Annotated in this window: 11 protein-coding genes; 1 reads left to right on the top strand and 10 read right to left on the bottom strand. The window is 71.4% G+C overall.

Annotated elements, in window-relative coordinates:
• Positions 1-34: 34 nt before the first annotated feature.
• From ndk to ACH9D2_RS06440, 5 genes are all read right to left on the bottom strand, one after another.
• Positions 35-451: a nucleoside-diphosphate kinase gene (ndk, locus tag ACH9D2_RS06460; protein ID WP_396362019.1), complete on the bottom strand. Its 417-nt coding sequence runs from the start codon at positions 449-451 to the stop codon at positions 35-37.
• Positions 452-494: 43 nt separating this feature from the next.
• Complete coding sequence (locus tag ACH9D2_RS06455; RefSeq protein ID WP_396362020.1) at positions 495-929, bottom strand: DUF4233 domain-containing protein; 435 nt, start codon at positions 927-929, stop codon at positions 495-497.
• Between the two features lie 64 nt (positions 930-993).
• Entirely contained in the window at positions 994-2,367 is a 1,374-nt protein-coding gene (locus tag ACH9D2_RS06450; RefSeq protein WP_396362018.1) for a bifunctional folylpolyglutamate synthase/dihydrofolate synthase, read from the bottom strand.
• Positions 2,364-5,720 carry an isoleucine--tRNA ligase gene (gene ileS, locus ACH9D2_RS06445; protein ID WP_396362017.1) on the bottom strand — a complete coding sequence of 1,119 codons (3,357 nt, stop codon included), beginning with the start codon at positions 5,718-5,720 and terminating at the stop codon, positions 2,364-2,366. The genes ACH9D2_RS06450 and ileS overlap by 4 nt, the downstream gene beginning before the upstream one ends.
• Positions 5,721-6,061: 341 nt before the next feature.
• On the bottom strand, positions 6,062-6,841 hold the full coding sequence (locus ACH9D2_RS06440; RefSeq protein ID WP_396362016.1) for an SDR family oxidoreductase: 780 nt from the start codon (positions 6,839-6,841) through the stop codon (positions 6,062-6,064).
• Between the two features lie 84 nt (positions 6,842-6,925).
• Here ACH9D2_RS06440 and valS point away from each other — a divergent pair, with 84 nt between their 5' ends.
• Positions 6,926-9,586, top strand: a complete 2,661-nt coding sequence (valS, locus tag ACH9D2_RS06435; protein WP_396362015.1) for a valine--tRNA ligase — start codon at positions 6,926-6,928, stop codon at positions 9,584-9,586.
• A 98-nt stretch (positions 9,587-9,684) separates the two neighbouring features.
• On the opposite strand, the gene ACH9D2_RS06430 is transcribed toward valS, so the two are convergent.
• From ACH9D2_RS06430 to tig, 5 genes are all read right to left on the bottom strand, one after another.
• Positions 9,685-10,290 (bottom strand): mycothiol-dependent nitroreductase Rv2466c family protein, encoded by a 606-nt coding sequence (locus ACH9D2_RS06430; RefSeq protein ID WP_396362014.1) that lies wholly within the window; start codon positions 10,288-10,290, stop codon positions 9,685-9,687.
• 64 nt (positions 10,291-10,354) lie between these two features.
• Positions 10,355-11,650 (bottom strand): ATP-dependent Clp protease ATP-binding subunit ClpX, encoded by a 1,296-nt coding sequence (gene clpX / locus ACH9D2_RS06425; RefSeq protein WP_396362013.1) that lies wholly within the window; start codon positions 11,648-11,650, stop codon positions 10,355-10,357.
• Between the two features lie 141 nt (positions 11,651-11,791).
• Positions 11,792-12,469, bottom strand: a complete 678-nt coding sequence (locus ACH9D2_RS06420; RefSeq protein ID WP_017834585.1) for an ATP-dependent Clp protease proteolytic subunit — start codon at positions 12,467-12,469, stop codon at positions 11,792-11,794.
• A gap of 61 nt (positions 12,470-12,530) precedes the next feature.
• Positions 12,531-13,211, bottom strand: coding sequence for an ATP-dependent Clp protease proteolytic subunit (locus tag ACH9D2_RS06415; RefSeq protein WP_396362012.1), 681 nt, complete (start codon positions 13,209-13,211; stop codon positions 12,531-12,533).
• Between the two features lie 190 nt (positions 13,212-13,401).
• Positions 13,402-14,853 carry a trigger factor gene (gene tig / locus ACH9D2_RS06410; RefSeq protein WP_396362011.1) on the bottom strand — a complete coding sequence of 484 codons (1,452 nt, stop codon included), beginning with the start codon at positions 14,851-14,853 and terminating at the stop codon, positions 13,402-13,404.
• Between the last annotated feature and the right edge of the window lie 80 nt (positions 14,854-14,933).

The raw sequence follows: 14,933 nt of genomic DNA, 5'->3' as shown, positions 1-14,933 counted from the left end.
CGGGTGGAGGCCGTCGGCGTCGGTGGAGCCGGTCTCAGGCGAACCAGATGCCGATCTCCCGCTCGGCGGACTCCGGGGAGTCGGAGCCGTGCACGATGTTCTGCTGGACCTTCTCGCCCCAGTCCCGGCCGAGGTCGCCGCGGATCGTGCCCGGTGCGGCGGTGGTCGGCTCGGTGGTCCCGGCCAGGGACCGGAAGCCCTCGATCACCCGGTGGCCCTCGACGACGGCGGCCACGACCGGGCCGCTCAGCATGAACTCGACGAGCGGCCCGAAGAAGGGCTTCCCCTGGTGCTCCGCGTAGTGCTGCTCCAGCACGGAGCGCTCCGCGTGCAGCAGGCGCAGCTCGACGAGGCGGTAGCCCTTCGCCTCGATCCGGGCGAGCACCTCGCCGGTGAGCCCGCGGGCCACGCCGTCGGGCTTGACGAGGACGAGGGTGCGTTCCGTGGTCATGGGGGTCCTTCCGTGGTGCGGGTCCAGGATGTCGGTGCCCAGCCTAGCCGTCCGGGTGCTCCCTCTCCCACTGCGCCTGGGCGGCGTCGCGGGCGGCGTTCTCCCGGTCCAGCCGCGCCCCGGTGCGCACGGCGTACCACCAGGCGAGCACGGACAGCCCGCCCACGAAGAACATCGTGGGCAGCACGAAGCCGGTGGCCAGGAACACGGCCTGCAGGATCCACCCCACGGTGTACCCCCAGGGCCGGCCCAGCACGGCGGGCGCCAGCCCCAGGACGAGGGCGAGCACGGTCCCGCCCGCCAGGATCGTCGTCCGCGCCCCGTCCCCGAGATCGCGGCCCAGGACTCCGTAGGCGGTGAGGGCGGCGAAGAACGCGATGAACGCCTCCATGACGAGCACGGAGGAGGCGAACATCGTGCGGATCGAGCGCCGCCGTCCGGGCTGTTCGGGGCGCCGGTCGCGCGGGGCTCTGGTCATGCGTGCCACGTGGGACGGGTCCTCTCCTGCGGGGGGTGCGGTCGGTGCGGGGCGCGGCGCACGGTCACAGCCCCAGCAGCGTGCGGGCCTCGCCGACCACGGTGACCGAGCCCGTGACCAGCACGGCGCCGTCGAACTCCGGGCGGGCGGCGGCGTCCTGGACGGCCTCGGTCATCGCGTCGTCGAGCTGGGGGACGGCGTGGACCACGTCCTCCGGGAAGCCGAGGTCCACGGCGAGCTCCACGAGCTCCTGCGGGTCGACCGCCCGCGGCGAGGAGGACCGGGTGAACCAGAACTCGGTGTGGAACTCCTCGTACTCGTCCAGCAGGACCCGCAGCATCGCCTCGGCGTCCTTCTCCTGGAGCACGCCCACCACGAGGTTGAGCTTCCCGAACGTGAAGGCCTCCCTGAGGGCGGCCGCCGCGGCCGTGAGCCCGTGCGGGTTGTGCGCGGCGTCGAGGACGACCGGGGGCGCCTTGCGGGCCAGCTCCAGCCGTCCCGGGGACTCGACGGCGCCCAGGCCGGTGCGGACCAGCTCGGGGTTGAGCTCCTTGTCGCCGCCGCCCAGGAACGCCTCCACGGCGGCGACGGCCAGCGCGGCGTTCTCCGCCTGGTGGGCGCCGAACAGCGGCAGCAGGACCTCGGGGTACCGCCCGGCCAGGCCCTGCAGCGTGAGCACCTGCCCGCCCACGGCCGTGGCGCGGGCCTCCACGCCGAACTCGACGCCGCAGAAGCGGAACGGGACGCCGAGTTCCCGGGCCCGGGCCAGGAGCACCTCGGCGGCCTCCGGGTCCTGCGCGGCGGAGACGAGGAAGCCGCCCGGCTTGAGGATCCCGGCCTTCTCCGTCGCGATCTCCCCGAGCGTGTCGCCGAGCATGTCGGTGTGGTCGAGGTCGACGGGCGTGACCACGGAGACCACGCCGTCGGCCACGTTCGTGGCGTCCCAGGAGCCGCCGATGCCCACCTCGAGGACGACGACGTCGACCGGCGCGTCCGCGAAGACCGCGAACGCGAGCGTCGTGACGGTCTCGAAGTAGCTGAGCCGGGGCTCGCCCCGCTCGGCCAGCTCGGCGTCGACGAAACCGAGGTACGGGGCGATCTCGCCGTACACGCGCACGAAGGTCTCGTCGTCGACGGGCGCGCCGTCCACGCTGATCCGCTCGGTCACCCGGGACAGGTGGGGGCTCGTGTAGCGGCCCACCCGCAGGTCGTGGGCGAGCAGCAGGGCCTCCACCATGCGTGCGGTCGAGGTCTTGCCGTTGGTGCCGGTCAGGTGGATCACCGGGGCGGCGCGATGGGGCTCACCGAGGACCTCCACGGCCCGCCGCACGGCGTCGAGGCGCGGTGCCATCCGGTTCTCGGGGGCGCGCTCGAGCAGCAGGGCGTAGACCTCCTCGACGGTCGCCGCGCCGCCGGCCTCCGCGAACGGGGCGCTCATGCCTGCACCGCCCCGGCGTCGACGGTCGGGGCCGGTCTCGTGTCGAGCACGGTCACGGCCACGGACGGCTCGCCCACGCGCAGCTCGAGCTCCGCGGAGAGCGTCTCCCCGGCCACGAGCGCGCGGTTGGCCTCGAGCGCGGCGACCGTCCGCTCGTCGGCGGTGACGACGGTGCGGATCCGGTCGGAGACCTGGAGGGCGGCGTCCTTGCGGGCCTGCTGGATCGCCCGGACCATGTCCCGGGCGGTGCCCTCGGCCTCGAGCTCGGGGGTGAGCTCGGTGTCGAGGACGAGGAAGCCGCCGCCGGGCAGGACGGTCACGGCGCGGGACCCGGCCGCGGCGTCCTGCGCCACGACCGTCTCGAGCTCGTACTCGCCCGCCTGCAGGGCCGTGCCACCGGCGGTGACGGCGCCGTCCTCCGCGGTGGACCAGTCCCCCGCCTTGGCGGCCTTGATGACGGCCTGCACGCCCTTGCCCAGGCGGGGGCCCGCGGCGCGGGCGTTGACCTTCAGCTGCTGGGAGATGCCGAACTGCTCCGCGGAGACCTCGTCGGCGTCGAGCAGGGTCACGGATCTGAGGTTCAGCTCGTCCGCGACGATGCGCTCGAAGGTCCCGGCGAGCTCGTTGCCCCCGGGCACCACCACGGTCATCCCGGCCAGAGGCTGGCGCACGCGCAGCTTGTGGGCCTTGCGCAGGGCGGAGCCGTTGGAGCAGATCGTGCGGGTCGTCTCCATGCGCGCCACAAGGCCGGTCTCGGCGGGGAACAGCGAGGCGTCCGGCCAGTCGGTCAGGTGCACGGAGCGCCCGGCGGTCAGTCCGCGCCAGATCTCCTCCGCGACCAGCGGCAGCAGCGGGGCGGCCACCCGGCAGACGGTCTCCAGGCACGTGTACAGCACGTCGAAGGCGACGGTGTCCTCGTCGAAGAACCGGTCCCGGGAGCGGCGCACGTACCAGTTGGTCAGCGTGTCCATGTAGGAGCGCAGGTGCTCCGCGGCCCCCGAGACGTCGTAGCGGTCGAAGGCGTCCTGCACGTCCGTCACGAGCCGGCCGGTGGCGGCGAGCACGAAGCGGTCCATCACGTTCTCGGACTCGTGCCGGGTCCGCGCCTCGTAGCCGGCGCCGCCGTTCGCGGCGTTCGTGTAGAGGCCGAAGAAGTGGTACACGTTCCACAGCGGCAGCATCATCTGGCGCACGCCGTCACGGATGCCCTGCTCGGTGACGACCAGGTTCCCGCCGCGCAGGATGGGGCTGGACATCAGGAACCAGCGCATCGCGTCGGCGCCGTCCCGGTCCAGGACCTCGTTGACGTCCGGGTAGTTGCGCAGGGACTTCGACATCTTCTGCCCGTCCGAGCCCAGCACGATGCCGTGGCTGACGACGTTGCGGAACGCGGGCCGGTCGAACAGCGCGGTGGCCAGGATGTGCAGCGTGTAGAACCAGCCGCGGGTCTGGCCGATGTACTCCACGATGAAGTCGCCGGGGTTGTGGGTCTCGAACCACTCCCGGTTCTCCATCGGATAGTGCACCTGGGCGTACGGCATCGACCCGGAGTCGAACCACACGTCCAGCACCTCGGGCACGCGGCGCATCGTGGAGCGGCCGGTCGGGTCGTCGGGGTTCGGGCGGGTCAGCTCGTCGATCCAGGGACGGTGCAGGTCGACCTCGCCCCGGTCGTTGACGGGGAGCCGGCCGAAGGCGGCCTCCAGCTCGGCGAGGGAGCCGTAGACCTCGCGGCGCGGGTGCTCGGGGTCGTCGGACTCCCAGACCGGGATGGGCGATCCCCAGTAGCGGTTGCGGGAGATCGACCAGTCGCGGGCGTTCTCCAGCCACTTGCCGAACTGGCCGTCCTTGACGTTCTCCGGGATCCAGGTGATCTGCTGGTTGAGCTCGACCATCCGCTCCTTGATCCGCGTGACCTCCACGAACCAGGAGGACACGGCGCGGTAGATGAGCGGGCTCCGGCAGCGCCAGCAGTGCGGATACGGGTGCTCGTAGGTGGCCTGCCGGACCAGCCGGTCCTGGGCCTTGAGGTCCCGGACCACCGTGCGGGCCACGTCCTTGTCGAAGACGTTCCGGCCCGCGATACCGGCCAGCGGCGCGCCCGGGGCCAGCCGCTCGTCCTCGAAGAGCCGGTAGAAGAACCCGGACTCGTCGAGGGAGAGGACCACGGGGATGTCGTAGCGGGCGCAGACGTTCTGGTCGTCCTCGCCGTAGGCGGGCGCCTGGTGCACCAGGCCGGTGCCGTCGGTCGTGGTGACGTAGTCGGCCACGACGAACTGCCAGGACGTGGCCGTGCCGAAGCGCTCGGCGTCGGCGAAGTAGTCCCACAGCCGCTGGTAGCGCAGCCCCTCGAGGTCGGCGCCGAGGTGCCGGGCGGTCACGGCGGCGGCCGCGGCCGCGGCGGGGTCCTCGGCCCCGCCCCAGCCGAGGTCCTTGGCGTAGGCGCCCAGCAGCTCCTCGGCGACCAGGAAGCGCCGGCCCGCGAGCTCGCCGGCGCCGGGGACCACGGCGTAGACGATCTCGGGGCCCACGGCGATCGCCTGGTTGGTCGGCAGCGTCCAGGGCGTGGTGGTCCAGGCGAGGGCCTCGACCCCGGCGAGCTCGGCGGCCAGCTCGGGCCGGACCGCCCACGAGGCGTCGTCGAGCACGGGGAACGTGACGGTGACAGTCTGGTCCTGGCGGTCCTGGTAGACGTCGTCGTCCATCCGCAGCTCGTGGTTGGACAGCGGGGTCTCGTCCTTCCAGCAGTAGGGCAGGACGCGGTAGCCGGAGTAAACGAGGCCCTTGTCGTCGAGGGCCTTGAACGCCGCGATGACGGACTCCATGTAGTCCGGGTTGAGGGTCTTGTAGTCGTTGTCGAAGTCGACCCAGCGGGCCTGGCGGGTGACGTAGTCCCGCCACTCGGAGGCGTACTTCATCACGGAGGACCGGCAGGCGTCGTTGAACGCCGCGACCCCCATCCGCTCGATCTCCTCCTTGTCCGCCATCCCGAGCTGCTTCATCGCCTCGAGCTCGGCGGGCAGGCCGTGGGTGTCCCAGCCGAAGCGGCGCTCCACCCGGCGGCCCTGCTGGGTCTGGTAGCGGGCCACGAGGTCCTTGACGTAGCCGGTGAGGAGGTGCCCGTAGTGCGGCAGGCCGTTGGCGAAGGGCGGGCCGTCGTAGAAGACGAACTCGTTGGAGCCGTCCCGGCCGGGGTCGCGCTGGTCCACGCTGGCCTGGAACGTGCGGTCCTGCGCCCAGTAGGCGAGGACGCGCTCCTCGACGGCAGGGAACGCGGGCGCCGCGGGGACGCCGCGGGCCTCGGGGGCGGTGGTCGCCTTGGGGTAGACGGGCTGGTCTGACACGGGGTCCATCCTCGATCTGACGTCGGTGCTGCTCGTGCGGGTCAGGGTGCAAGGACGCTGCCGGCCGGTCGCCCGGGGCGGAACGCGGTACCACCTCGCTTGCGCCCCGGTCTCCGGGGAGACGCGGGTCGCCGCTCGTGACTGCTGTGACGGGCTTACCCGTTCGGTTCTACTGGGGCGCGCCCCTCGGCGGGACGGGCCTGTTCTTCCGAAGGCTCCCCGGTGATGGCCGGATCGACGCCGCGATGACTGACCCCCATCTTAACCCACTCGGGGCCCCACCGGGGGCGCGGTCCCCGGCGGGAGGGACGCGCCCGGTCGCCGGGAGCCGCGATCCCGGCGGGCGGGGTCTACGAGGTGCGGATCAGCTTGTGCGGGGCCGCCTGGGCCACCGGCTTGATGGTCACGGTGTCGAGGTCCACGTGGTGGGGCAGGTTCACCGCGAAGGCGCACACCTGGGCGACGTCCTCGGAGGTGAGGGGCTTGTCCACGCCCGCGTAGACCTTCTCCGCGGCGTCCTGGTCCCCGCCGAGGCGGTTGAGGGAGAACTCCGGGGTGTGCACGAGGCCCGGGGCGATCTCGACGACGCGTACGTTGTGCTCGGCCTCCTCGAGCCGCAGCGCCTCCGTCATGGCCCGCTCGGCGTACTTCGCGGCGTTGTAGCCGCCGCCGCCCTCGTACGCCCGGTGCGCCGCGAGGGACGTGAGGTTCAGGACGGTGCCCTCGCCGTTCTCGCGCAGGGCGGGGAGGAAGGCCCGGGTCAGGCGCATCGTGCCGAGCACGTTGACCTGGTACATCCACTCCCAGTCCTCCGTGCTGGCGTCGGCCACGCGGTCGGTGCCGCGGGCGCCCCCGGAGATGTTGAGCAGGGCGTCCACGCGGCCCTGCTCCTCCAGCACCTGGTCCCGGAGCGCGTCGACGTCGGCGTCGGAGGTGATGTCGCACGGGGCGGGGATGGCCCCGGTCTCGCGGGCCAGCGCCTCCAGGCGCTCGGCGCGGCGGGCCACCGCGTAGACGGTCCAGCCGCTGCGGCGCAGCTCGCGCGCGGTGGCCTCTCCGATGCCCGTCGACGCACCGGTGACGACCGCGACCCTGCCGGTGTGCGTGTTCGTGCTCTGCTGATCGGTCATGGGTCCACGCTAGCCCGGCGCGGGGCGCCGCCCAAGCACCGGGGCGTCGGGGCGCGCGCCGGGGCTCGTGAGAGACTGGTCCGCATGGCTGACAACACGCAGGGCACAGACACGCCCGGAACCGCACCGGAGACCACGCCCGTGACCACCCCCGTGACCGTTCCCGACAGGCCCGCGCTGGAGGGACTGGAGCAGAAGTACTCGCAGAAGTGGCGCGACGAGGGCACCTACGCGTTCGACGAGGACACGACCCGCGAGCAGGTCTACTCGATCGACACTCCCCCGCCGACCGCCTCCGGCTCCCTGCACGTCGGCCACATGTTCTCCTACACGCAGACGGACGTGATCGCCCGCTTCCAGCGGATGGCCGGCAAGAACGTCTTCTACCCGCTCGGCTGGGACGACAACGGACTGCCCACCGAGCGCCGCGTGCAGAACTACTACGGCGTGCGCTGCGACCCCACCCGGCCCTACGTCGAGGGCTACCGCCCGCCGGAGAAGCCCGCGAAGAACCAGCGCGACTGGGACGTGGTCTCGCGCAAGAACTTCATCGAGCTGTGCGAGGAGCTCGCCGTCGAGGACGAGAAGGTCTTCGAGCACCTGTTCTCCACCCTGGGCCTGTCCGTGGACTGGACCCGCACCTACCGCACCATCGACGCCCGCTCCCGGGCGGTCTCCCAGCGGGCCTTCCTCCAGGACCTGGAGGCCGGCAACGCCTACCTGGCCGAGGCCCCCACCCTGTGGGACGTCACCTTCCGCACGGCCGTCGCCCAGGCCGAGCTCGAGGACCGGGAGCGCGAGGGCACCTACCACCGCGTGGCCTTCCACCGTCCCGACGGTGAGCCGGTGCACATCGAGACCACCCGCCCCGAGCTGCTGCCCGCGTGCGTGGCCCTCGTGGCCCACCCGGACGACGAGCGCTACCAGCCGCTGTTCGGCACCACGGTGCGCTCCCCGCTGTTCGACGTCGAGGTCGAGGTCCGGGCGCACCCGCTGGCCAAGCCGGACAAGGGCTCCGGGATCGCCATGATCTGCACGTTCGGCGACCTCACCGACGTCACGTGGTGGCGGGAGCTGGACCTGCCGACCCGCGCGCTGATCGGCCGCGACGGCCGCTTCGCGGCCGAGACCCCCGAGTGGATCGCCGCGGGCGCCCCCGCCGAGCACTACGCGCAGGTGGCCGGCAAGACGGTGTTCTCCGCGCAGCAGGCCGTCGCGGACATGCTCCGCGCGTCCGGCGACCTGGAGGGCGAGCCCCGGAAGGTCATGCACCCGGTGAACTTCTACGAGAAGGGCGACAAGCCCCTCGAGGTCGTCACCTCCCGCCAGTGGTACATCCGCAACGGCGGCCGCGACGCCGACCGCCGCGAGGCGCTGCTGAGGCGCGGACGCGAGATGGACTGGCACCCCGCGTTCATGCGCTCCCGGTTCGAGAACTGGATCGAGGGCCTCAACGGCGACTGGCTGATCTCCCGCCAGCGCTTCTTCGGGGTGCCGTTCCCGGTCTGGTACCGGCTCGACGGCGACGGCAACCCGGACTACGGCACCCCTGTCCTGCCCGACCCCGACCAGCTGCCCGTGGACCCGGCCGCCGACCCCGCCCCCGGCTTCGACGAGTCCCAGCGGGACCAGCCGCACGGCTTCACGGGCGACCCGGACGTGCTCGACACCTGGGCCACGTCCTCGCTGACCCCCCAGATCGCCACGGGCTGGGCCTTCGACGAGCAGCTGCACGCCAACACCTTCCCGATGGACCTGCGGCCCCAGGGCCACGACATCATCCGGACCTGGCTGTTCTCCACGGTGGTGCGCTCCGAGTCGCTGGCGGGAACGGTGCCGTGGACCAACACGGCGCTCTCCGGGTGGATCCTCGACCCGGACCGCAAGAAGATGTCCAAGTCGAAGGGCAACGTGGTGGTCCCCACGGAGGTGCTCGAGAACTACGGGGCCGACGCGGTGCGCTACTGGGCCGCGTCCGCCCGCCTGGGCGCGGACACCGCCTACGACGAGGGGCAGATGAAGATCGGCCGTCGGCTGGCCATCAAGCTGCTCAACGCCTCGAAGTTCGTCCTCGCCCAGGGCGTCACGGAGGCGTCCGTGCTCGGCGCCGGGGCGTCTCCGGACGTCGTGACCGACGCCGTCGACCGGGCGCTGCTCGCCCAGCTGGCCACGGTCGTGGAGCGCGCCGGCCGGGCGTTCCGCGACTACGAGTACGCCCGGGCGCTGCAGCTCACCGAGCAGTTCTTCTGGACCTTCACCGACGACTACGTCGAGCTCGTCAAGGACCGCGCCTACGGGGCCCGCGGCGAGGCCGCGCAGGCGTCCGTGCACGCCGCGCTCGCCACGACCCTCGACGCGCTGCTGCGCCTGTTCGCCCCCGTCCTGCCGTTCGCCACGGACGAGGTCTGGTCCTGGTGGCGCTCCGGCTCCGTGCACCGGGCGGCCTGGCCCGGCGTCGAGGGTTTCGCCGAGGCCGTGACCGACGCCGACCCGGAGGTGCTCACGACCGTGGGCGAGGCTCTCTCCGGGCTGCGCAAGGCCAAGTCGGAGGCCAAGGTCAAGCAGCGCACCGAGGTGCGCTCGGCGACCATCACGGCCGCCGCCGAGGACGTCGCCCGTCTCGAGGCGGGGCTGGGAGACCTCAAGGCCGCGGGCAATGCCGCCGAGCTGGTGCTCGTCGGCGGGACCGAGGGCCTGACGGTGCGGGACGTCCAGCTGGTCCCGGCGGAGGAGCCGGCCCCGTAGAGACGCTCCGGCACGCAGCACGAGGGCCCGGCCGCCGCGGCGGCCGGGCCCTCGTGCCGTCCCGGAGTGGCCGGGCGGGCCACCGTCGGGTGAAGGGGTCAGTCGAAGATCGGGTCCGCGCTGCGGGAGCGCTTGAGCTCGTAGAACCCCGGGTAGTCGGCCAGCAGCACGGCGCCGTCGAAGACCTTGCCGGCGTCCTCGCCCGTGGGTGCCGGGGACATGACCGGCCCGAAGAAGGCCGTGCCGTTCACGGCGATCACGGGGGTGCCCACGTCGTCGCCCACCCGACCCTGCGCCTCCTGCTGCGAGGCCCGGACCAGGTCGTCCCAGCGGTCGGTGTCCGCGGCGGCGGCCAGCTCGGACGGGAGGCCGACCTCGGCCAGGGACTCCTCGATCACGGCGCGGAAGTCCTTCTGCCCGCCCGGGTGGAGCCGGGTCCCCATGGCGTCGTAGAGCGCCTTGACGTGCTCGGGGCCGTGCTCCTCACGGGCGGCCACGACGACCCGGACCGGGCCCCAGGCCTTCTGCAGGAACTTCCTGTAGTCCTCGGGCAGCTCGTCCCGCCCCTCGTTGAGGACGGCCAGCGACATGATCCGCCAGTCCACCTCGACGTCGCGGACCTTCTCCACCTCGAGCATCCAGCGGGAGGTCATCCACGCCCAGGGGCACGCGGGGTCGAACCAGAACTCCACCTTGTCCGTCATCAGCTTCCTCTCGTGCGGGCGTCCGCCGGGAGTGGCGGACGCGTCACTGAGTAGAAGCCACGGATCAGGCGGTTTTGTTCCGGTTCTGCTCGTCGCGGATCATCTCGTGGGTGATGATCTCCGGCTCGGCCTGCTTGGCCACGGCCTCCGCGGTCACGAGCACGGCGGCGATGTCGTCCCGGCTGGGGAGCTCGAACATGACGGGCTGGAGCACGTCCTCCAGGATCGCGCGCAGCCCGCGGGCACCCGTGCCCCGCTTGATCGCGAGCTCGGCGACGGCGGTCAGCGCCTCGGGGTCGAAGGTCAGCTCCACGCCGTCCAGCTGGAACATCTTCTTGTACTGCTTCACGAGCGCGTTGCGCGGCTCGGTGAGGATGCGGGTGAGGTCGGCCACCGACAGCTCGCGCAGCGTGGTCACCACGGGCAGGCGGCCGATCAGCTCGGGGATCAGGCCGAACTTCAGCAGGTCCTCCGGCATGACGTCGGCCATCACCTCGTCGCGGGGCCCGTTCTGCTTGAGCTCCGCGCCGAAGCCGATGCTCGTGCGGCCGGCCCGGGAGTCCACGATGTCCTCGAGGCCGGCGAACGCACCGGCCACGACGAACAGGACGTTGGTGGTGTCGATCTGGATGAACTCCTGCTGCGGGTGCTTGCGCCCGCCCTGCGGGGGCACCGAGGCCACGGTGCCCTCGAGGATCTTCAGCAGCGCCTGCTGCACGCCCTCGCCGGAGACGTCGCGGGTGATCGAGGGGTTCTCCGACTTGCGCGAGATCTTGTCGATCTCGTCGATGTAGATGATGCCCGTCTCGGCCCGCTTGACGTCGTAGTCCGCGGCCTGGATGAGCTTGAGCAGGATGTTCTCGACGTCCTCGCCGACGTAGCCGGCCTCCGTCAGGGACGTGGCGTCCGCGACCGCGAAGGGCACGTCCAGCTTGCGCGCCAGCGACTGCGCCAGGTACGTCTTGCCCGAGCCGGTGGGCCCCACCAGCAGGATGTTGGACTTCGCGATCTCGACGTCCTCGTCACCGGCCGCCGTGGCCAGGGACAGGGGCTTGCCGTTCTCGCCGGCCCGGACCCGCTTGTAGTGGTTGTACACGGCCACGGCCAGTGCGCGCTTGGCGGTCTCCTGGCCGATCACGTACTGGTGGAGGTGCTGGTAGATCTCGTGCGGCGTGGGGAGCTCCTGCTGCTCGAGGTCCTTGACCTCGCTCAGCTCCTCCTCGATGATCTCGTTGCACAGCTCGATGCACTCGTCGCAGATGTAGACGCGCGGGCCCGCGATGAGCTTGCGGACCTGCTTCTGGCTCTTGCCGCAGAAGGAGCACTTGAGCAGATCCGCGGTCTCGCCGATGCGCGCCATGAAACAGTCCTCTGGTCGGGTACGGGAATCCTCGTCCAGGATAGGCGAGGACCGGGCCCCGCCCCAACATCGGGGCGCCCCGGTGCGCCGCGACCGGTCGGATCGCGGCGCACCGGGGTGCGGCGGGGCGGGGTGCCCGGGTCAGGAGGTGACGGTCGCGGGCTTGTGGATCTTCCGGGACTCCAGGACGTGGTCCACGATCCCGTACTCCTTGGCGGCGGAAGCGGTCAGGATCTTGTCGCGCTCGATGTCCCGGTTGACCTCCTCGGCGGTCTTGCCGGAGTGCAGTGCCAGGGTCTCCTCCAGCCACTCGCGCATGCGCATGATCTCGTTGGCCTGGATCTCGATGTCCGAGGCCTGGCCCCCGCCCTGGCCGGACATGGCCGGCTGGTGGATCAGCACACGGGCGTTCGGGAGGGCCAGGCGCTTGCCCGGGGTGCCGCCGGCGAGCAGCACGGCGGCCGCGGACGCGGCCTGCCCGAGGCAGACCGTCTGGACCTCGGGGCGGATGAACTGCATCGTGTCGTAGATCGCGGTCATCGCGGTGAACGACCCGCCCGGGGAGTTGATGTACATCGTGATGTCCCGGTCGGCGTCCTGCGCCTCGAGTACGAGCAGCTGGGCCATCACGTCGTCGGCCGAGGCGTCGTCGACCTGGACGCCCAGGAAGATGATCCGGTCCTCGAACAGCTTGGTGTACGGGTTCTGCCGGCGGTACCCGTAGGGGGTGCGCTCCTCGAAGTCGGGGAGCACGTAGCGGCTGGTGGGCAGGGCGGCCGCGGAGCCGGCCGTGGACGAAGGTCCGTGGGTGAAGGTCATGGTTGAGTTCCTCGGAGGTCTGGTGGAGCGTGCCTGGTGGAGTGGTGGGACCGCCGAGGTCCTACTCCTGGTCCTTCGGGTCCTGGTCCTTCATGGTCCCGCCGCCGCCGGTCATGGACCCGGCAGAGCTGGCGATGTGGTCGAAGAAGCCGTACTCGAGGCCACGCTGGGCGTCGAACCAGTTGTCGCGGTCGTTGTCCCGGAGGATCGTCTCCAGGGACTGGCCGGTCTGCTCGGCGGTGAGCTCCGCGAGGCGCTGCTTCATCGACAGGATCAGCTCGGCCTGCACCCGGATGTCCGAGGCCGTGCCGCCCATGCCGCCGGAGGGCTGGTGCATGAGGATCCGGGCGTTCGGGGTGGAGTAGCGCTTGCCCTTGGTGCCGGAGGACAGCAGGAACTGGCCCATCGAGGCCGCCAGGCCGGTGGCCACGGTCACCACGTCGTTCGGGATGAGCTGCATGGTGTCGTAGATGGCCATGCCGGCCGTGACGGACCCGCCCGGGGAGTTGATGTACAGGAAGATGTCCGCCTGCGGGTCCTCGGCAGAGAGCAGCAGCATCTGCGAGCAGATGAGGTTCGCGTTGTCGTCGCGCACCTCGGAGCCCAGCCAGATGATGCGCTCCTTGAGCAGCCGGTTGTAGACGTAGTCGTCCTGGCCGCCCATGGGGCCGCCGCCCTGCAGGCGCGGGCCGGTGGAGGTTGCGTGGGTCGAGCCGAACGGCGACTCGTGAGCGGAGGTCATGTAACAGTGCCTCTTTCGTCCGTGTGGTCCGATGATCTCTGAACAGAACACTAGTGCCCGCCCAGGACCGCGGCCGGTCCCCGTCCGGGTTGTTCGCTGATGGCGCATGGTCGGTCCCGAGGTCCCGCGACGGACGAAGGCGCCGCCGTCCCGGCGGGACGGCGGCGCCTTCGGAGCGGTCTTCAGGAACTCACTTGGCGGAGTCCGGGGAGTCAGCCGACTCGGCGGACTCCGGGGAGTCGGCGGACTCCGGGGACTCGGGCGAGTCCGCGGACTCCTCCTCGGTGCCGGGGGTCGGGGCCGCGGTGGTCTCCTCGGGCTCGACCTCCTCGGCGGACTCCTCCGCCGGCTCCTCGCCCTGCGGGCGCACGAACTCGGAGAGGTCCACCGTGTTGCCCGCGGTGTCGGTGACCGTCGCGTACTCCAGGACCTTGGCCAGGGCCTTGCGGCGGCGCACCTCGCCCACCATCAGACCGGCCTGGCCCGAGGAGTCCAGCAGCTGGGCGAACTGGTTCGGGTCCATGCCGTACTGCTGGGACATGTTGATGATGTAGTCGATCAGCTCGGACTGCTCGACGCCGATCTCCTCGGCCTCCGCGACCGCGTCCAGCACGATCTCGTTGCGGAAGGCGTCCTCGGCGTTCTTCTGGACCTCGGCCCGGTGGTCCGGGGTGTCGTGGTCGGCCTCGGCCTCCGGGTTGTCGAAGTGCTGGGCGATCTGCTCGTCGATCACGGCCTGCGGCACGGGGATCTCCACGAGGGCCAGCAGCTTCTCCAGGACCTTGTCCCGGGCCTCGACGCCCTGCTCCACCACGGTGCCCTCGGCGGCCTGCTTCTTCAGGTCCTCCTTGAGCTCCTCGATGGTGTCGAACTCGGAGGCCAGCTGGGCGAACTCGTCGTCGGCCTCGGGGAGCTCGCGCTCCTTGACGGCGGTGACCTTGACCTTGACGGTCGCGTCCGCGCCGCTGTGCTCGCCGCCGGCGAGCTTGGTCTCGAAGGTGGCGTCCTCGTCGGCGGAGAGGCCGGTGATCGCCTCGTCCATGCCGTCGAGCATCGTGCCGGCGCCCACCTGGTAGGACAGGTCGTTGGCGGCGTCGACCTCCTCGCCGTCGACCAGGGCCTGCAGGTCGAGGGTGACGAAGTCGCCCTCCGCGGCGGGACGGTCCACGGTCTTGAGGGTGCCGAAGCGCCCGCGCAGCTCGTCGAGGGCCTTCTGCTCGTCCTCGGCGGAGGCCTCGCGGGCCTCGACCTCGACCTCGAGGCCCTTGTAGTCGGGCAGCTCGATCTCGGGGCGCACGGCCACGTCGATCTGGACCTTGGTGTCGGCCTCGCGGTTCGTCTCGTCCGGCTTGGTGACGACCTCGACCTGGGGCTGGGTCAGCGGGGTGATCTCGTTCTCCGCGAGGGCCTGCTGGAAGAAGGTGTTCAGACCCTCGTTGAGCGCGTTCTCGACGACGAAGTCGAAGCCCACGCGCTGCTCGATCAGCCGCGCCGGAACCTTGCCGCGGCGGAAGCCGGGGACCTGGATCTGGTTGGCGAGCGAGGTGTAGGTCTGGTCGATGAACGGCTTCAGTTCCGCGAACGGGACGTCCACCACGATCTTGACCTGGGTGGGGTTGAGTTTCTCGACGGCGCTCTTCACTTCCGCTGCACTCCTGAGTGGTAGGTCGGTTGGGTCTTCCGGGGCCGTTCTCCGGCCCGGGACAGTCGGGAAGGCGGCTG

The organism is Kocuria rhizosphaericola, from assembly GCF_044462205.1.
Classification (GTDB): Bacteria; Actinomycetota; Actinomycetes; order Actinomycetales; family Micrococcaceae; genus Kocuria; species Kocuria rhizosphaericola.
Note: the sequence above shows the minus strand (reverse complement) of the source record. Positions and strands in the feature narration are given on the sequence as shown.